The sequence below is a fragment of the Ornithinimicrobium faecis genome (assembly GCF_023923225.1).
In the GTDB taxonomy this organism is placed as follows: Bacteria; Actinomycetota; Actinomycetes; order Actinomycetales; family Dermatophilaceae; genus Ornithinicoccus; species Ornithinicoccus faecis.
This window is the reverse complement of the sequence record NZ_CP099489.1, coordinates 433,674-451,533: the sequence shown is the minus strand read 5'-3', so window position 1 is coordinate 451,533 and position 17,860 is coordinate 433,674. Positions and strand designations below refer to the sequence as shown.

Genomic DNA, 17,860 nt, shown 5'->3' with positions numbered 1-17,860 from the left:
CGCACCTCCTATGTGCTACACGGTAGCACCAGCGCGCTTTGTGGACGCCTGGCTCACGATCGGGTCCCTGTGGACGATCCGTCCACCACCGATCGAGGGCCGTGGAGAGGTCACGGTCTTCCCGGGCCACCACGGCGGGTTCAGCGTCGAGGACGGACCGTGGCCCGGGCAGGCCGGTGCGTTTGCGGTGCGGCTGCGCGACGTGCTGGCACAGGGTTGAGCAGGCTCGCGCTGTTCCGGCGGACCAGTCCGGCTCCGCCGGAGCTAGCGATGTTAGCCAGGCAGGTGGCCCTTCAGGGTGACGAGGAGCCGCATGTGGACGCCCGCCTCCGGTGGGTTGACCCGCTCGACCACGAGGTCGTGCTCCAGCGCAGCGATCCGGTGGACATGCTCAACCAACGGATCCGGGACATAGCCGAGGCGAGCTCCCTCGCCGGGGCCGCACCTCGCGTACAGGAGGTGAGCGGAGCGGCCTCTGTGCTGGCTCCCTGCCAGGCACGTGACATTGGTGTCCCCGGGCGCACCAATGGTTCCGATGGTGCACCTCCGGACACCAATGGTTCCGGTGGTGCGTCTCCGCGCACCAGTGTCACGTCTCCTGAGACGGCATGCTGGCGGCCGGGCCGTGTGGCCGGAGACTCAGCGTGGGCCGCTCTCTGCCTCACCGGCCACAGCACGCCGCCCGAAGGTACCCCGCACCCCGAACGACGCCCGCCGACTCGCTCGCCGCAGCGTCGCGAGCAGCGCGGGCCCGACCAGCACGATCAGCAGGGCATTGGTCACCGCCCGCCCGGTGTCCCAACCGAGCGTGGAGGTGAAGAAGGTGAAGATCAGGAACCGGTGCAGGTTCTCCCCGATGGGCGCACCCGGCTCGTAGCCCAGCGACCCCTCGACACCAGAGACCTGGACACCGGTCACGAACGGCCAGAACCACATGTTCATCAGGGCGCCGAACAGATACGCCACGACCACGCCATAAACCGCCAGCATCGCGATCTCGGCCTTGCCGGTCACCCTCCGGGGCAGCAGGCCCGCGAAGAGTCCGATCCAGGCCGAGGTCAGCATCTGGAAGGGCAGCCACGGCCCGACACCTGCGGTCAGCAGCGCCGAGGCGAACATCGAGGTGCACCCGAGCACGAAGCCGAAGCCCGGCCCGAAGACCCGCCCCGCGAGCACCATCACGAAGAAGACCACCTCGATCCCGGCCGTGCCCGCGCCCAGCGGCCGCAGTGCGGCGTTGACCGCGGAGAGCACGCCGAGCATCGCCAGGGCCTTGGAGTCCATGCCGCCCTCGCTGATCTCGGCGAGCACGATCAGCACGAGCATCGGCAGCACGGCCATGAACACGAACGGGGCGTCGACCGTGTGCTGCATCACGGTCGGCTGGGCGGGGATGAACAGCGGCCACAGGAACATCGCCAGCCCGACCATGCTCACCAGGGCGATCGCCAGCGCCGACCGCGGACCGATCCGAACGGCCGCGGTGCGGGCGGCGTTGGTGCCGAACGTGCGCCACGGGCGGCTGGTTGCGGTGGCGCTCACCTCTCGGCCCCGTTGCGTCGTGCAGCACGGGTCACCGGTGACCGGTGTTGCACGTCACCGCTGGTCGGGTCAGCAGCAGGTATGCCAAGGCGCGCCTGCACCACCTGGCTCACCGTGAGCCAGGGTTGGCCGAGGATCTTGGCCACCTGCGGCGCGAACATCGGGGAGGCACCAATCACCTCGGCGGCGGTGCCGTCGGCGACGATCTCACCCTCGGCCATGACGATGGCCCGTTGCGCGACGGTGGCGACAAACTCCACGTCGTGGGTGGCGACCACGACTGCCTTGCCCGTGGCGGCCAGCTCACCGACGATGCGGGCCAACTCTTCCTTGGCGCGATAGTCCAGGCCACGGGTGGGCTCATCGAGCATCAGCACGTCCGGAGCCGCCACGAGTTGCACGGCGAGCACAAGGCTGAGGCGCTGCCCCTCGGACAGGTCTCGGGGATGGCGGCCGCCGTCGATGCCAGGGGCGATGCGATCCAGCAGGGCGCGAGTGGCCCCCGCCTCTCGGTCGGACTCGGCGTCGGCCGCAGCACACTCGGCGTCGACGGTCTCGAGATAGAGCAGGTCGGAGGCCGACTGGGGCACCAGGCCGACCAACTCACGGGCAACCTTGGCAGACACCGCGCCGGGGTCCTGCCCCTGGACGTCGACCGTCCCGGAGTGCCGCGGGCCCGAGCCCTGCAGCGCCCACAGCAGCGAGGACTTGCCCGAGCCATTGCGGCCCATCAGCGCGGTCACCGTGCCCGACTCGAGAGTGAGGTCGACGCCGCGGACGGCGAGCACGTCGCCATAGCGGACCACGATCTTGCGGGCGACCAGGGCCGGATCGCTCGAAGGCGCGTCCGGTCGACCAGAATCTCGGGCGCTCACGCGCTCGGTCGGGGTTGAGGTCAGGCGCTCACGCGCTCGGTCGCCGGAAATCTCGCCACCCGGTGCGCTCGGTCGGGAGGAAAGTGCCGCGGCGAGTTCGGCGCGGAGGGGGGCGGCGAGGCGGCGCGCGTCGCGGACCGAGAGCGGCAGCGGGGACCAGCCAGCGACCCGGCCCAGCTCAACGACCGGCGGGGCGACGGGAGAGTCAGCCAGCACCTGGGCCGGGTCACCCGAGACGACGACTCCGTCGCCGGGGAGGAGGACGACGCGATCGGCATATTGCACGACGCGCTCCATGCGGTGCTCGGCCACGACCACCGTCACCCCCAGGTCATGGACCAGGCGGGTGATCGCGGCGAGCGCCTCCTCGGCGGCCGTGGGGTCGAGGGCTGAGGTTGGCTCGTCGAGCACCAGCACGCGCGGACCCATCGTGAGCACCGAGCCGATCGCGACCCGCTGCTGCTGCCCGCCAGAGAGGGTGCGCAGCGGGCGGCGGCGCAGCTCGGCGATGCCCAGCAGGTCCAACGTCTCCTCGACGCGCTTGCGCATCACGTCGGGCGGGGTCGCGAGCTGCTCCATGCCATAGGCCAGCTCCTCCTCCACCGTGTCGGTGACGAAGCCGGCGAGCGGGTCCTGCCCGACCATGCCGACGACGTGGGCGAGCTCGCGCGGCGGGTGGTCTCGGGTGTCCAGCCCATCGACGGTGACCCGGCCCTCGAGGTGGCCGCCGGTGAAGTGCGGCACCAACCCGTTGATCGCGCGCAGCAGCGTGGACTTGCCGGCGCCGGTGCGACCGACGACCAGCGTCAGCTCCCCCTCGGGCAGGGTCAGGTTGACGTCGCGCAGGGCGGGGCGGTCGGCGTCGACATAGGTGACAGAGACGTCCTCGAAGCGGATCATCGGCCAGCCTCCACGAGCTCGGGGGCGTGCCGGGGCGAGGCCGCGCGGATCTCCTCGGCCGTCAGCGGGGTCGGCGGGGCGAGCACCGCGGGCAGGGCCCCGACCAGGATCGCGAGCACGGCGGGCAGCTCGGCCTGGGGCCAGGTGAGCGGGAAGAGCGAGGGGTGCAGGTCGGTCGGGTCGACGGAGAGCAGGACAGAGAGCAGGAGGCCGACCGCGATGCCGGAGCCTGCGACCAGGCACTCGGCCAGGCCCCAGGGGTCGGGGCGATAGCGGCTGCGCTGCACCCGCCGCCCGGTCAGCACGAAGCCACCGGCAGCCAGCGCCAGACCGACGGCCAGCATCGGCAGCCCGAGGGCGCCGGGAGCCGTGCCGTCGAGCACGCCATAGACCCCGACACAGACGCCGATCAGCCCCAGCAGCGTGCAGGCACCCGCGAGCGCGCGCGTGCCGCGGGGCACTTGTGCGGAGCGGCCATAACCGCGCGAGTCCATCGCCGAGGCCAGCAGCAGCGAGCGGTCCAGGGCGTCCTCGAGCACCGGGATGATGATGCCGCGCAGCGCCTTCAGTCCTTTGCCCGAGCCACCGCGCAGCCGCCGCGCGCGCCGCACCCGCTGCACCGACTCGGCCAGCTGAGGGAAGACCGAGAGCGCGACAACGATGGCCGAGCCCACGTCATAGAGCGCACTGGGCACGGTCTTGAGCAACCGCTTGGGGTTGGCCAACGCGTTGGCCGCGCCGATGCAGACGATCATGGTGGCCAGCCGCAGCCCGTCATAGAACCCGCCGAGCACCGACTCGGCCGAGACCTCCCCGAGCAGGCGGATGCCGGCCAGCCAGTCCGGCAGCGGAATGGTCGGCAGCGTGAACAGGATCGTGCCGCCGGTGTTGCCACCGAACACGATCCGGAAGGCCACCCGCATGATGACGATGAACGCGGCGACATAGAGGTAGAGCCGGAACGCCAGGGCCCAGGGTGCATCCCCTCGGCGGGCGACGACGACGGTGCACGCGACGGCCAGGATCAGCGCGAGCAGGAGCGGGTTGGTGGTGCGGCTGGCGGCCACGGCCAGGCCGAGCGCCCAGACCCACCACGCGCCAGGGTGCAGGGCGCGCGGCAGGTGATAGGTGCGCCACCGCAGGGCCGGGCTGTCGGTCACGGCTCCACCTGGTGGGTGATGTCCGGGTCGCGACGGCGGCGCGAGGCGAAGAAGGCGAGGCCTCCCAACAGCAGGAGTATGCCGACAGTCACCCACAGTGCACCGGCTCCCCCACCGTCGTCGGCAGAGTCAGTGAACTGATCACTGGCCGAGTTGCCGGTGGGCTCGCCCGGCTCATCGGCTGGCGTGGTGGTCGCCGCCTCGTCGTCGGCCGCGGCCTCCGGTCCGGCGGTGGTCGCGCTGGCTTCGGCCTCACTGGCGCGGGGCCCGGGGCTGCTCGTCGCGGAGGCGGTCTCCGGGTCGTCCGATGTGGACGTGGGGTCGCTCGTCGGCTCCGGGTTGGTCGCGGCGTCGCTGGGGCCGGGCCCTGCTGACGTCGGCTGCTCTGATGTCGGTGGCGCGGGCTCGCTCGGCTCCCGATCGCTGGGCCCCGGGTCACTGGGCGGCTGCGGACTGGGCGCGAGGGACGGAGCCGGGTCCTGAGACGGTGGCGGTGTCGGCACAGGAGGCGGGGCAGGCGCTGGCTCGGGGTCGTCGCTCGGCGGAGGCGTCGGCTCGGGCGGAGGGGTGGGCTCAGGGTCCTGCGTGGGCGGCGGCTCCGGGGCTGGCCGGCTCGGGGCGGTGCGCGGCGGGGTCGAGGTGGAGTTCAGCGAGAAGGACAGCGCCTCGAAGCCGCCGGCCCGGGCCGTGCTGCTCGCTGCACCACGCAAGCTGAAGGCCCAGCTGCCGTTGTTGTCCGCCTGCCAGTAGGACCAGAACGCAGTTCCGGGGGGCATCTTGGTGCACTGCTCGGTGTAGCCCTCGTCCCCCGAAATCGGCAGCGGCTCGTCGGCTGCCGGTCGGCCGTTGACGCGACAAACCACCGACAGTCCGTGCTGGCTGGTGCCCGCGAGCTGGATCCCGGCGGCCTGGAAGGCGTCCACCCCGGAACCCTGGAACGGTGCGCCGCCGCTGCCGGGGGCGCACCGCACCACCGTGGACCCGCCGAGGTCCTGGAAGTCGATCACGACCGTGACACCGAGGTCGTCCGTGCAGGGTCCGGCATAGCTCTGCGGGGTGGTGTCCGCTGACGCCAGGGAAGGGGACCACAGGCCCGCCGCGACGAGGGAGAGGACGGCGAGCACACGGCATACGGCTTGGGCTGTGATGGTGCGCATCGCCTGCGGCTCCTGGTCTCTGGCCGGTGACTGGACCGGCCGGCCACCGCTGATCTGCCGGTGCCCGGGCTCCGGCCCGCAGTCCTCGGCGGGGGTCGTGGAGTCCAACTCGGCTGCGGGATGATCGGGCTCGCCGCTGTGTGAGCGGCCTACCGTTGCGGGTCAGCGCCGGAGTTTGACCGGCTTCCCCTGCAGCGTCGTGGGAGTGCTTTGAGGGTAGCACCGGGGGCGCTTATCACTCATTGCCATGGAAGTCGGTCAAGAGTGATAACCAGGACTAGCGGGGTCGAACAGTCTGCTCGATCACGTCGCACGCCATCTCCAGGTGCTCGGCGGTGGCGGAGCGGTGAGTGACGAGCCGCACGCGGTCGTCCGCGATGCGCTTGACGTGAACACCCCTGCCCGCAAGCTCGCCGATGAACTGCTCGACCGGCATCACGGCAGCGTCCACGGAGAGGGAGACGATGTTGGTCTCGATGGGCCCGTTGACCACCGCGAGACCCGGAACGGCACCGAGCCGCTCCGCGACCCGCTGCGCCGCCAGGTGATCCGCGGCGATCGTGTCGCGCCACTGCGCGAGGGCAATGAGCCCCGGAGCGGCGAGCAGACCGGTGTGCCGCATGCCGCCGCCCAGCCGCTGGCGCAGGCGGCGTGCGTGCTCGATGAACTCCTTGCTGCCGGCCAGCATCGACCCCAGGGGAGCCCCGAGGCCCTTGTTCAGACAGAACTGCACCGCGTCGACGTGCTGCGTGATCTCGGCCGGGTCGACGCCGAGGGCGTGCGCGGAGTTGAACAGTCGGGCCCCGTCCAGGAAGACCGGGACCTCGTGGTGGTCGGCAAGGCGCCGGATGTCCCGATAGTTGTCGATCGGTGTGACGAAGCCAGAGTTGAGGTCGTAGGTCGCCTCCAGGCTGATCAGACCCGTCCGCGCCACCTGCAGGCTGCTGGTCCGCAGGGCAGCGGCCAGAGCATCCGTGTCATAGATCCCTCGGTCGACCGGGATGCACCTGATCTGGACTCCCGCGTTCGCTGCGAGTCCGGCACCCTCGAGGTTGCGCACGTGGGAGGCGGGTCCGAGGATCACCTCCTCCCCGGGCGAGGTGAGCGCCATGACAGCGATCTGGTTCGACATCGTCCCGGAGGGTGTGATCACCGCATCGGCCGTCCCCAGCACATCGCAGGTCATCTCGACGAGGGCGTTGGTCGACTTGTCCTCACGCAGGAGGTCATCGCGGAACTGCACGGACTGAATCGCCTCGAGCATCGCCGGTGTCGGCTGGATGGCCGTGTCGCTGCGCAGGTCGATCTGACTAGTCACTGACATCAGCACTCTCCTGGTCTGCTGCCGGGCGGTCGGTGTCCGAGGACCCCGGACCCTTGCCGAACCACTTGTTGACGATCATCGTCAGGGCACCGTCGCCTGTCACGTTGCCGGCGGTCGCGAAGCTGTCCTGGATGGCAAACAGGGTCAGCATGAGACCGAGCTCGGCCTCACCGAAGCCCAGGGTGCTCTGCAAGATGCCCAAGGAGGCCAGGATCGAGCCGCCGGGGATGCCCACTGCCCCGACCTCGATGACGGCCAGGAGGATCACGAACGCCACGATCGAGCCGGTGTCCGGCAGGCTCCCGGTGGTGAGCACGGACACGGTCATGGCCGCGACCGCGATGCCGATGCCGGCGGCCGCCTGGTGCACCGTGTTGAACAGCGGGATCGCGAAATCGGTGACGTCGTCATCGATCATCTTTGATGAGTGGACCTGCTTGAGGGCGACGGGCATGGTCACGGCGCTCGACATGGTCCCCATCCCGGTGAAGTAGGCCGGGATCATCGCCTTGATCATCCGCAACGGGTTCTGCCGCGACACTGCACCCGCCACGCCGTATTCGATCGCGAGCCAGACCCACTGCATCACGACGATGAGCAGGAACATGCCCAGGAAGACGGGGATGTTGTTGAAGATCTCGCCCTCGGCAGCGAGCTTGATGAAGGTCAGTCCGATGAAGAACGGGATGACCGGCAGCACGATCGCCCGGATCGACCACAGCACGATGTCGCGGAACTGGAGCAGCCCGTCGCGGATCACCGTGGACGAGTCCCAGGTCGCCCCGATGCCGAGGATGAAGGCCAGGAGCAGCGCGGTCAGGATCGCCAGCGGCGGGTCAATGATCATCTCGAAGAACGGCTCAGGTAGTTCGTTGCCAGCCTTGGAGGGGTCGCCCTGGCTGGTGATCTGCGGGATCACCAGGACGGCGACCACCACGGCGAGCGCGATGCCGATGACGGTGTCGACATAGGCCAGGATCACGCTGGTTGACAAGAGTTTGCCGACCTTGCCGCGGAAGTCGGCGATCCCTGCGCCGATGAAGGCCAGCACGATGAGCGGGATGAAGAACTTCAGCAGCCCGCTCAGCAGGACCCGCAACGACTCTGTGATGCCCAGGATCGAGTCGGGGAGGATGAGCCCCAGGCCCACCCCCGCGAGGATGGCCACGATGATCCGTGGCAGAAGACCAAACTTCATGCTTGCTCCTTGCTTGCGCCCCGAGCAGTCATGATGAGGCCCACCAGCGGCGAGCCCGTCGGGACGCTAGCAGACAGCCAGTGGGGCATGTGAGGCACCTGGGGCAGGTGAGGAACCAGCCGCCGGGCCGCGCAACTCGCGGCGTGGCACACCGGCGCGTGCCGAATCGGCTGCCATGATGCTGGACGAGTGTGACCACCTGCCTGCCCCGTCCGAGGAGTCCCTGATGCCCAAGAACATCAAGCAGATCCTGATCTGGCTGCTGTTCGGGTTCATCGTCTATGCGATCATCACCAGCCCGGAGCGTGCGGCGGACATCGTGCAGGCGGTCTGGGACATCATCGCCACCGGCTTCAAGAACATCGGCGAGTTCTTCTCCTCACTGATGGAGTGACCATGAGCCCGAACCGCGTGCTGACGAGCCGGTGAGCCCGGTGCGCGAGAGGCGTGTGCACAGCCGCATCCTGGACCGTTATGTCCTGCGCGACGAACAGGTCGTGGTCGCGATCCGCCACCACTGGGGCCGGATGATCGAGCCCGTCCTCACCACCCTGATCGGGCTGCTCGTCGCGTCCTGGATCTCCACGAACGCTCCCATTGAGGCCTCGGCCCTGCCGCTCGTGCTGTGGTGGCTGTGGTTTGCCCTGGTGCTGCGGCTGCTCTGGAAGGCCCTGGAGTGGCGCAACGAGTGGTTCGTGGCGACCGACAAGCGGCTGCTGATGACCTATGGCCTGATCACGCACAAGGTCGCGATGATGCCGCTGCGCAAGGTCACCGACATGAACTATGCGCGCTCCCCGCTGGGGCGGGTGCTGGGCTACGGGCAGTTCATCATGGAGTCCGCCGGGCAGGACCAGGCGATGCGCGAGATCAACTGGGTGCCGGACCCCGATGACACCTATCGACGGATCTGCGACACCATCTTCGGCCCGGAGGGCCGCGACCCAGATGACGACCCCTTCGGCGAGCGGGCGCCGGAGACTGGCGCCTCGGCATACGACAGCTGGGAGGAGACCGACGACCAGGACGAGCCGGACTCCCAGGAGGGGCCGGTCTGGGAGGTCTCCCGCGAAGACGCCGCGCCCTATGCCCCGGCGGGCTTCTGGGAGGACCCGGACATCACCGGCCCCATCCCGCGGCCGCGGCGGAAGTGACTGCTGGTCGCAGGGCCCTCCCCCATTAGGATCGACGGGCAGCATCAGCTCAGTCCGTCATGTCCGAAGGAGACCAGCTCGTGACCGTCCGCGAAATCACCGTCCAGGGCCACCAGGCGCTGCACCAGCCCACCAAGCGGGTGCGCGAGGTGACCGACGAGGTGCGCACCCTCGTGGCGGACATGTTCGACACGATGGAGGCGGCCGAGGGCGTCGGTCTGGCGGCCAACCAGGTCGGTGCGCGGCTGCGGATCTTTGTCTATGACTGCCCAGTGCCGGACGGCCCGAACGCGCGTGGCCTGGTGATCAACCCCGTGCTCGAGCGTCTGGGCACCCCTGCGCCGCTGGACGAGGAGGAGGACGGCGAGGGCTGCCTGTCGGTGCCCGGGGAGTATTTCCCGCTGGCCCGTCACCCGCAGGCCCGCGTCACCGGCACCGACCTGGACGGCAACGAGGTCGTCATCGAGGGCGAGGGGCTGCTGGCCCGCTGCCTGCAGCACGAGACCGACCACCTGGACGGCACGCTCTATGTCGACAAGCTGATCGGCCCGCTGAAGCGCGAGGCCCGCGAGGCCGCCAAGGACCGCGGCTGGGCCGAGCGAGGCATCACCAAGTGGGACCCGTCCGCTGGCAAGGCCGAGGACGTCTGATCGTGGCTGGTCACGCCGCCCTCGAGCGCCAGGCGCTCTGCGACACCCTGGAGCGGGTCGGGCCCTCCGCACCCACCCTCTGCGACCCGTGGTCGACCGCGGAGCTCGCTGCCCATCTGGTGATCCGCGACTCCCGCCCGGACCTCGCGCTCGGCGTTGCTGTGCCGCCGCTGGCTGGGAGGCTGGAGCGCGGGATGGAGGAATATGCGACCAGGCCGTGGGGGCAGCTGGTGCACCTGGTGCGCACCGGGCCGCCGGCGTGGTCCCCGACCCGTATGCCGTTCGTGGACGAGGTCGCCAACCTCACCGAGTTCTTCATCCACCACGAGGACATCCTGCGCGGCGAGGGCCAGGTCGGGCCGCAGCGCGAGATCCCTGCCGAGCTTGAGTCTGCGCTGTGGCGGCAACTGAAGAAGGTCGCCAAGTTGCTGACCCGGCGGCTGCCGACGGGGATCGTCCTGGTCGCGCCGGGCCACGGTCGCTCAGCGGTGAAGGCCCCGACGGGCGTGGGCACGGCAGTGCTGACCGGCACCCCGGCTGAGCTGGTGATGGCGCTGTTCGGCCGGATGCGCGTGGCCGCGGTGGAGGTCTCTGGTCCTGCGGATGCGGTCAGCGCTCTGCGTGAGGCACTGTAGGGCTCGAGCTCGAGCCCACCATCGGCTGATTGCCGTTGCCGTTGGCCTTCAGTCGGTATCCCACGCCTCGCACGGACTCGATCAGACGTGGCCCGCCTGCTGCCGTGATCTTGTTGCGCAGCCGGCTGACGTGACTCTCGACGGCGTGCGGAGCCATCCGGCGGGAGTCGCCCAGGAGCTCGGCCAACACATCCTTGCTGACCACCTGGTCGGGCTGCTGCGCGAGCAGGACCAGCAGGCGGAACTCGGTCCGCGTCACCGGCACCACGTTGTCGTCCACGTGGACCTCGTGGTGGTCGGGCCGCACGGTGACGTTGGCGAACTGATAGGGCGTGCGGGTCGGCTCGCCCTCGTGCACGTGGTGGAACATGGTGCGCAGGCGCGCGCCGATCAGTTGCGGGGACGCGCTGGCGCGGACCACGTCGTAGACGCCGGAGTGGAGCAGGGTGACCTCGTCAGTCTCGCTGAGCTCCTCGGCCACCAGAAAGGTCGGGACCAGCTGCTCCCGCAGGCTGCGCACCAGCTCAATGGCGGGGATGTCGAGCCCACGCACCAGGGCGACCACCAGCGAGGCACGGTTGGCCCGCTGAGCGCGTGTGAACTCAGCGGTGGACAGCACGTCGTATTCCAGGCGCTGCTGGATGAGCACCTGGAAGACCATCTGGGCTGTCGCGTGCCCAGCAGTCGACGGAAGCACCGCGATCGGGCGCATGCAACACTCCTCAGGGCTGACAACAGCGGCTAGTCGCCCTCGGCGAGGTCCCCCACTGTTTAGAGACTCTTTACCATAATCTTACCTAATCATTGCCTAATGCAACAGGAGATGGCAACTTCTCAGAGAAACTCGGCGTAGGGTGGCCTGACTGCTGCGGCCGCTGGGGGCGTTGACCGCAGATTCCACGGGCCGAGCGCGCTGTGTCGTGCACCACGGTGTGGATTCTCCAGTTTTCTCGCGATCCACGCACTGAGACTGGCTGGCCGTCCAACCCTTGGTCAAGAGACGTCACCAGGTTCCTCTGAACCGGCATCAGGGCACACGCAGAACCTCACCATGGAGACATCCCCCGATGTGTGCAGGAGATGCCCCATGTCCCGAAACGCCCTCAGCCTCCTGAGTGCCGTCGCGCTGGCCGCCACGGTCAGCGTTGCCCCTGTTGTCGCCAGCCCCAGCGACGATTCATCCTCAAGCCAGACAGCCGAGTCCCCCTCGGCCGTCACCGTCCAGCGCTTGGCTGGAAAGAACCGTTATGAGACTGCGACAGAGGTGTCCGATCAATGGTCGGCCACCGGCAAGCGTGTCTACATCGTCAGCGGACACAACTTCCCTGACGCGTTGGGTGCAGCATCCCGCGCAGGCGTCTTCAACTCGCCGGTCTTGCTGACGAAGTCGGACCACCTCCCCAGTGAGACAGTCTCAGCTCTTGAGCGTCTGAAGCCAAAGCGCATCACGGTGATCGGTGGCGAGGGTTCCGTGTCCAACACGGTCCTTTCCGAGCTCGGCTCCTACGCCGGCGACGAGGGTGTCGAGCGTCTGACTGGAGAGAACAGATACGCCACGTCCGCGCGCATTGCGGCGCAATACACCAAGGGCCGTGACCGGGTCTTCCTCGCCAGCGGCGAGGACTACCCCGACGCGCTGTCGGCAGCAGCCGTCGCCGGCGCCGAGCACGAGCCCCTGCTCCTCACCAAGCCCGGACAGCTCCCGTCCGAGGTCGCCAAGCAACTCGAGCGCCTCGCCCCCGGGCAGGTTGTGGTCGTTGGTGGCCCCCAGGCGATCGGCGATGCCGTCGCCAAGGAGGCTGCGACCTATTCCACGAGCGGGAACTATCACCGGGTTGCCGGGACCGACCGTTACAAGACTTCAGCCGCTGTGGCAAAAGAGTTCTCTACCGATCTCACGCCAGGCTATGTCGCCTCCGGCCTTGACTACGCAGATGCTCTTGTCGTCAGTGCGCTGGCGGCCCGCGACGAGGTGCCAGTCGTTCTGACGCCCGCCGACCGGGTTGCGAGTGGCACTCGTGAAGCACTCAACCACCTCGACCCGAACCGCATCTTTGTGGTCGGTGGCCCGGAGGCAGTCTCTGAGGGCGTCGTCGGACAGTTGGCCGACCCCGGAAACCCGCCCCCGCCTGCCCCTGAGCCACCCGCCCCCGAACCACCATCCCCTGAGGGTTTCAGCGCGGGCGCCTACAACCAGGGGGCCCCGACCGCCGACCAAGATTTCAGCGACCTCGTCGGAGGGATCGACCTCGGCCACGGGTCGTCTTACTACACGTCGGGAAACTTCCGCTGGGGCCTCAAGGCACGCGACGTGGAACGCATCGACTCAGGAATGACCCTACTCATGGGCATGGCATCGAAGGACTGGAACGAAGGGGGCCCAGACTCATACATGGCCTGGGCAGATATTGCGGCTGGCGTTCACGATGAGGAGATCAGGGGCTGGGGTCGGGAGCTGGCAACCGTCGACGGCACGGTCCGCCTCGCCTTTGACATCGAGCCCAACGTCAAACTGAATCAAGGAAAAGTCCCCAAGAGCTGGAAGCCCGAGGATTACGCGGCCGCCAGTCGCCGCATCTCAACGTTGGTAAAAGAAGAAGCTCCCAATGTGGACTTCACCTTTTGGGTTAGCAGCACGCAGAAGGATTTGACTGCCAGAATGTACCCTGGGGATGACTATGTTGACGTAATCTGCTGGGACGCTTACGTCAATAGGGCCAAGTCTCCTGACATGACGCCCCTCGAGGTCTGGTCCGATTTTAAGTACTGGATGGACGACCAGTCATGGGGCAAGGGAAAAACCTACGGTATCTGCGAAACTGGCTTTCACAACGGCCACCCAGACGCAAAAGGCGCTGCGTTCTGGGAGCAGGCTCCAGAAGCTGTTGAAGAACTCGGTCTATCCTTTGTGACCTATTTCCACAGCAACACAGGCCCTAATGGCCACTACACCATGGAGAACATGCCACTTAGCCGAGCAGCATACGCCGAGGCGATGGCAGAACTCCAGGACTAGCCAGGACTCAACGCCGGCGACCACTCAGGGCGAAGCGCAGAACTGTTGGATTTCGCTCAGGGTGACTCCCTGCGAGATACCTGCCGTTCTGCCGCCTGGTCTATCGCTGAGACAAGATCCGTCTCGCCTGGATCGGAGACCAACGCCAGGCCAGATTCGCCGAGCACACGAGCCAGCTGCGTTTGATGGTCGTCGACATGTTCATGGTTTGCTGCCACTCGAGGGATCACCACTGGGCACTTTCCGGCACGCAGCGCCGTTAACACGGCTCCAACTCCACAGTGAGTGATAACAACGTCCGCTGCGAGAACGGCCTGTTGCATTTCCTCGAATGTGAGCCAGTCCCGTGCCTCACCTGGGATACCGTCCGGAGGAGGAGTGTGCCCCAGCTGCCACACGAGGGAGGCATGCTGAGGCGCGGCGTCGATTATAGCGCTCACCGCTCTCTGGAATGGGAAGCGCTCGGTGCCGAGGGTGACGAAGATCTTCAGCGATTCAGAGGCGGCGCGACCGTGCCACTCGAACGCACCGAAAACGCTATCGATGCGTCGCCACTGCCCACCGCCGTGCCGCCAACTGTCCGCTTGCCGGTGGAGGGTGACTCCGGGCAGAACTTGAGCGATCCTTCCCGTGAGTGACGGTCCCTCAAGCCTTGTCGCGCTCTCGACGTAATGCGTCTCGATTCCCAGGAGTCGGGCTGCCACGAGGTAGGAGATGCTCAGTGCGGCCCCGGTGGAGACCACTTTGAGCGGTCGGCGCCTCCTAATCACGCGCATTGCCTGCGGAAGGCTCAACAGGACCCGGCCTCCTTGGCGCGCCCCGACCTGGCGCACCCACTCCACGTCCTGACCACGCAGGATGGACATGGACTGAGCAGTTGCGGCCGTCACCCACACGAGACCCTGACCGTCAGAGGCAAAGTGCGGCGCGATCGCAAGAAGCTCGTCGAGGTGTCCACCAGTTGAGGAGACCGCGAGCACATGCGGGGTCACACCCCGCGCCCATACCGATTCATCGCGCTGAGGATGAGCTCTCCGGAACGCGGCATAACCGCCACCCCTGCTGCTAGATACCCACGCCACTGTCGTGGGTCTCGCTGCACGGTCTGCGCAGACCAACTCCAAGCCTCCCTGCGATTACTGCTGCAGGCGTGCGCGAAGGCGATCTTGCCCATGAGTCGCGCCGCTGCCCTTGAGTCCTCCCGGACCGACGGATGTTGCTCGAGCATCCAGAGGTTACTGCTGACTTTCGTGTCCCACTTCCGGCGGAAGAAGGAACTCGGGCCCCAGGTCACATGCACCAGTGGTTCGTCGACGTGGGTAATGGGAGACGCCTCAGCAGCTCGCAGCAGGATGTCCCAGTCCTCGTTCTGGCTGCCGGGAATCTCCTCGTTGATCAGACCGACATCGCCGAGAAGGGCACTGCGTCGGAACAGCAGCGATGACGAGTGCAGCATGGACAGTCGAGACCTGACGAGCATCTGGTGCGTGACGGTCGAAGTGCCGGCCAGGCGAACGGTCGAGCGTGTGTCGTACTCGACAACCATCGCGGTTGTCGCCAAGACCGCCTCTGGGGCGTTCGCGAGTGCCTCGACTTGGGCGATCAGTTTGCTGGTGTCCCAGTAATCATCGTCATCGCAAAAGGCGACGAGTTCGGTGTCGCTCGCGACGATGCCCGTGTTACGGGCACCGGCCAGCCCAGGGGTCCGATTGTTCTCGAGGACACGCACGGGGCGTTTGCCTGCCTGTTCAAGGGTGTGATCAGGTTCAGCACGATCGAAGACCACAATAACGGACAGTGAGCCGTCGTACTCCTGATCGAGCACGGAGCGAATGGCTCTTCGCAACTCCACTGGTCGCGCGTGCGCAGGTATGACGGCACACACGCTCGGCAACTCAGGGGCTGCCAACTCGGCGCCGACAGGTTCTGTACTCATTGTCTCTCCACTGGGATGGTTTCGGTGGGCAGTCTTATTCATCGATCAGGATCAGCCCGACCGGGTCTAACCCGACGCGCCGACAGGATCTATACAGGGCGTTCACGGAGCGGGGGTGGGATCGCGTCGAAGCGATAAGGAGGGTGCGCTGGCCGCCCCAGGCTTCCGGGCCTGGAAGGTCACGGTCCAGGGTTGTCGCCATCGCGACCGCCACGTCCCGCTTGTCATCGGCCAGGACCGCAGCAATAGGGAGGTACACCTCCGCGATCTGACGCGCACGGTGTGTCTCAGCGGTCTGGGACCAAAGGTCACCGCGGCCATCTGACAGACTGGCCAAGGTGGGGAGTCGCCCCTCGAGCCCCGCTTCAGTACCTCCCCGGAGGCGGCGGAGCCGACCGTCCACGACAGGTGCCAGGCATAGCCCCAGAGCCACCCCGGTCATCAGTCCAGTGCTGATGACAACGACCCAGCGATCAGTGAGTCTTAACGGTCCCGAAGACCGAAGCACCTGGGCGTGATCACCCGCCAGAGGGTCCGAGCCGCTCTCTGCAACTAGCTCAGCACGTAGGGCGAGGAACTCATATGCCGCAGCCTCCGCACCTGCCAAGGCCAGGGGGCCTTCCTTGTGGGTATAGGAGACGTTGAGGATCCGGGAGTTTGGCTCGGCGGTGATCCGCAGGCTCTGCGGGATCGCGTTGATGTCCTCGCCAGTCGCCTCACGGACTGCAGAGATGACGCGCCCCGACCTTGCTAGCGCGCCTTCGGTGTCGATCGAGAGCGGCCGAGTCTCGTCATCACCCACCACGAGGTTCCGTGGCGCGAGGACGGAGAGAGTCGCTGACGAAGGGGTCCCAGTCCAGAACTGGAGCCCCGCGCCGATCACGGCCCCGAGGGCACCCATGAACACCGCCAGACGCCATTGTCGGAGTGCCGGGGCGGTCAACGAGCTCAGCAACCGTTCGCCCCATCTATTCCCTTCGCGATGCATCACCCCGACGGCAATCAGGAGGACATATAGAGATGGTCCGACCGTTGTATAGACGGGGAGAGTGACCAGTGCAGCGATCACGCTGCACGCAGCGGCCAACGAAAAGGCGGAGCTATTTCGGTAGTTTCTGAGCAACTGCCCGACTAAGAAGCAAATGAACAGGGCCGCCCCGACGAAACCGGCACCGAAGATCAGAAGCCACAGTTGCCCCTGCGTTCCGAGCGCTGGGGGAGCGCACGCCGGGCATTGATCCGTAGCGCCGCCAGCGATGCTGGTGAAGTTCCCCTCGACATCACGGGTGGTGCCAAATCCGAGGAGCGGCGACCCCTGCGCGGTGCTCCCAACAGCGAGACTTCCGAGGTTGGTCCTGCCTTCGTTGCTGTGCGGTGTGTTGAGCCGGTCGACCACGACAGTCGCCAGGGGCGATATCGTAATCAGGGCCGCTGCAACCGCCAGCCCTCCCGTCATCACCGCGACAACCGTGATGTTTCCTCGGAGAGCGATCACGAAGATGGCGAACGTGGCCATGACAATCAGCGCCAACCAGAGCCCACGATTCGTGGAAGAAACGATCGGCACAACGGCAATGGTCAAGAGTACTGGAACCATCCACCGCCAGGGCCCCTTTTGCCGCCACCAGGAAACGATGAAGAAGGGGAGAGACAAGGCGATGGCAAGCCCCCACTCGTTGGTGTAGGCAAAGGGAGCACTGGGGCGGGGCTCTTCATACCCCAGGAAAGTATGTATCTGGGCTACTTGAGGATGGATAAGCGAGTTGACGAAGCCATTGCTCGAGATGCTCTGGGGCAGCAGCGTCTCAAGCAGGGACGGAAATTCGAGAGTTGGCATTGTTACACCGAGGACGCCTCCCCCAAGAAGCGCGATGAACATCCAACTGAGGGCACGCGCGATACGCTCGGTGGTGAGGAACTTTCGACTGTTAATTACGTACAGCAGCACCACAGTGCCTGCGAGATACCAGCCCAGCCGATAGGAGAACGTCAGGTACCTGAATGCGCTGGACCCGGTAACTGCACCGGGCGCATCTGCTTGCAGCACGAGCACCCCACCCGCGATCCATATCAACAACAGCAGCCACAGGCCCAGACCTTTGGGTACGACTAGATCCCGTCGGCGAACCAGGTGGATCAGCATGGGCACCGTCATGGCGAAGAACATGACTTGCATGACTCCCAGCACCCACCACAGCGGAAGCCCGGCGAAGATCACGACGAGCGGCCACCCCGTACCTAGTGGAGGGGGCCTGCCCGCTGGTGTCTTCGCGCGCGACTCTGCGCCTGAGGCTGATGGACTCCATACCCCGG

The 17,860-nt window shown here is 67.1% G+C and carries 16 protein-coding genes; 6 read left to right on the top strand and 10 right to left on the bottom strand.

The window, feature by feature from the left end:
* Positions 1 to 10 precede the first annotated feature (10 nt).
* Entirely contained in the window at positions 11 to 220 is a 210-nt protein-coding gene (locus NF556_RS02040; RefSeq protein WP_252593845.1) for a hypothetical protein, read from the top strand.
* A gap of 419 nt (positions 221 to 639) precedes the next feature.
* Here NF556_RS02040 and NF556_RS02035 read toward each other — a convergent pair whose 3' ends face one another.
* The 6 genes from NF556_RS02035 to NF556_RS02010 form a co-directional block, all read right to left on the bottom strand.
* On the bottom strand, positions 640 to 1,542 hold the full coding sequence (locus NF556_RS02035) for an ECF transporter S component (protein WP_252593844.1): 903 nt from the start codon (positions 1,540 to 1,542) through the stop codon (positions 640 to 642).
* Positions 1,539 to 3,317, bottom strand: coding sequence for an ABC transporter ATP-binding protein (locus tag NF556_RS02030; protein WP_252593843.1), 1,779 nt, complete (start codon positions 3,315 to 3,317; stop codon positions 1,539 to 1,541). The genes NF556_RS02035 and NF556_RS02030 overlap by 4 nt, the downstream gene beginning before the upstream one ends.
* Positions 3,314 to 4,477 (bottom strand): energy-coupling factor transporter transmembrane component T, encoded by a 1,164-nt coding sequence (locus NF556_RS02025; protein WP_252593842.1) that lies wholly within the window; start codon positions 4,475 to 4,477, stop codon positions 3,314 to 3,316. Before NF556_RS02025 ends, NF556_RS02030 begins: the two co-directional genes overlap by 4 nt.
* On the bottom strand, positions 4,474 to 5,742 hold the full coding sequence (locus NF556_RS02020) for a hypothetical protein (protein ID WP_252593841.1): 1,269 nt from the start codon (positions 5,740 to 5,742) through the stop codon (positions 4,474 to 4,476). Before NF556_RS02020 ends, NF556_RS02025 begins: the two co-directional genes overlap by 4 nt.
* 169 nt (positions 5,743 to 5,911) lie before the next feature.
* Positions 5,912 to 6,958, bottom strand: coding sequence for a threonine aldolase family protein (locus NF556_RS02015; RefSeq protein ID WP_252593840.1), 1,047 nt, complete (start codon positions 6,956 to 6,958; stop codon positions 5,912 to 5,914).
* Positions 6,945 to 8,156, bottom strand: coding sequence for a cation:dicarboxylate symporter family transporter (locus NF556_RS02010; RefSeq protein ID WP_252593839.1), 1,212 nt, complete (start codon positions 8,154 to 8,156; stop codon positions 6,945 to 6,947). Before NF556_RS02010 ends, NF556_RS02015 begins: the two co-directional genes overlap by 14 nt.
* Before the next feature lie 226 nt (positions 8,157 to 8,382).
* Between NF556_RS02010 and NF556_RS02005 the strand changes: the two genes are divergently transcribed.
* The 4 genes from NF556_RS02005 (at position 8,383) to NF556_RS01990 (ending at position 10,595) form a co-directional block, all read left to right on the top strand.
* Positions 8,383 to 8,550: a hypothetical protein gene (locus tag NF556_RS02005; RefSeq protein WP_252593838.1), complete on the top strand. Its 168-nt coding sequence runs from the start codon at positions 8,383 to 8,385 to the stop codon at positions 8,548 to 8,550.
* Positions 8,551 to 8,590: 40 nt separating this feature from the next.
* Positions 8,591 to 9,310 carry a PH domain-containing protein gene (locus NF556_RS02000; protein WP_252593837.1) on the top strand — a complete coding sequence of 240 codons (720 nt, stop codon included), beginning with the start codon at positions 8,591 to 8,593 and terminating at the stop codon, positions 9,308 to 9,310.
* 80 nt (positions 9,311 to 9,390) lie between these two features.
* Positions 9,391 to 9,960, top strand: coding sequence for a peptide deformylase (gene def / locus NF556_RS01995; RefSeq protein ID WP_252593836.1), 570 nt, complete (start codon positions 9,391 to 9,393; stop codon positions 9,958 to 9,960).
* Between the two features lie 2 nt (positions 9,961 to 9,962).
* Positions 9,963 to 10,595 (top strand): TIGR03085 family metal-binding protein, encoded by a 633-nt coding sequence (locus tag NF556_RS01990; protein WP_252593835.1) that lies wholly within the window; start codon positions 9,963 to 9,965, stop codon positions 10,593 to 10,595.
* On the opposite strand, the gene NF556_RS01985 is transcribed toward NF556_RS01990, so the two are convergent.
* The gene (locus NF556_RS01985; RefSeq protein ID WP_252593834.1) at positions 10,570 to 11,307 is read right to left on the bottom strand and encodes a winged helix family transcriptional regulator; all 738 of its coding nucleotides are present in this window, start codon (positions 11,305 to 11,307) and stop codon (positions 10,570 to 10,572) included. The genes NF556_RS01990 and NF556_RS01985 overlap by 26 nt on opposite strands.
* Positions 11,308 to 11,682: 375 nt before the next feature.
* On the opposite strand from NF556_RS01985, the gene NF556_RS01980 reads away from it, so the two are divergent.
* Positions 11,683 to 13,611, top strand: a complete 1,929-nt coding sequence (locus NF556_RS01980) for a cell wall-binding repeat-containing protein (RefSeq protein WP_252593833.1) — start codon at positions 11,683 to 11,685, stop codon at positions 13,609 to 13,611.
* Between the two features lie 56 nt (positions 13,612 to 13,667).
* On the opposite strand, the gene NF556_RS01975 is transcribed toward NF556_RS01980, so the two are convergent.
* From NF556_RS01975 to NF556_RS01965, 3 genes are all read right to left on the bottom strand, one after another.
* Entirely contained in the window at positions 13,668 to 14,405 is a 738-nt protein-coding gene (locus NF556_RS01975; protein WP_252593832.1) for a glycosyltransferase, read from the bottom strand.
* A gap of 194 nt (positions 14,406 to 14,599) precedes the next feature.
* Complete coding sequence (locus tag NF556_RS01970) at positions 14,600 to 15,547, bottom strand: glycosyltransferase family 2 protein (RefSeq protein WP_252593831.1); 948 nt, start codon at positions 15,545 to 15,547, stop codon at positions 14,600 to 14,602.
* A 34-nt stretch (positions 15,548 to 15,581) separates the two neighbouring features.
* Entirely contained in the window at positions 15,582 to 17,765 is a 2,184-nt protein-coding gene (locus NF556_RS01965) for an O-antigen ligase family protein (RefSeq protein WP_252593830.1), read from the bottom strand.
* Between the last annotated feature and the right edge of the window lie 95 nt (positions 17,766 to 17,860).

Excerpts from the sequence above, each read along its gene's own strand:
- NF556_RS02010 (WP_252593839.1), bottom strand. The coding sequence starts at position 8,156 with ATGAAGTTTGGTCTTCTGCCACGGATCATCGTGGCCATCCTCGCGGGG.
- NF556_RS01970 (WP_252593831.1), bottom strand. The coding sequence starts at position 15,547 with ATGAGTACAGAACCTGTCGGCGCCGAGTTGGCAGCCCCTGAGTTGCCG.
- NF556_RS02040 (WP_252593845.1), top strand. The coding sequence starts at position 11 with ATGTGCTACACGGTAGCACCAGCGCGCTTTGTGGACGCCTGGCTCACG.
- NF556_RS02015 (WP_252593840.1), bottom strand. The coding sequence starts at position 6,958 with ATGTCAGTGACTAGTCAGATCGACCTGCGCAGCGACACGGCCATCCAG.
- NF556_RS02005 (WP_252593838.1), top strand. The coding sequence starts at position 8,383 with ATGCCCAAGAACATCAAGCAGATCCTGATCTGGCTGCTGTTCGGGTTC.
- NF556_RS01980 (WP_252593833.1), top strand. The coding sequence starts at position 11,683 with ATGTCCCGAAACGCCCTCAGCCTCCTGAGTGCCGTCGCGCTGGCCGCC.
- NF556_RS02030 (WP_252593843.1), bottom strand. The coding sequence starts at position 3,317 with ATGATCCGCTTCGAGGACGTCTCTGTCACCTATGTCGACGCCGACCGC.
- NF556_RS01985 (WP_252593834.1), bottom strand. The coding sequence starts at position 11,307 with ATGCGCCCGATCGCGGTGCTTCCGTCGACTGCTGGGCACGCGACAGCC.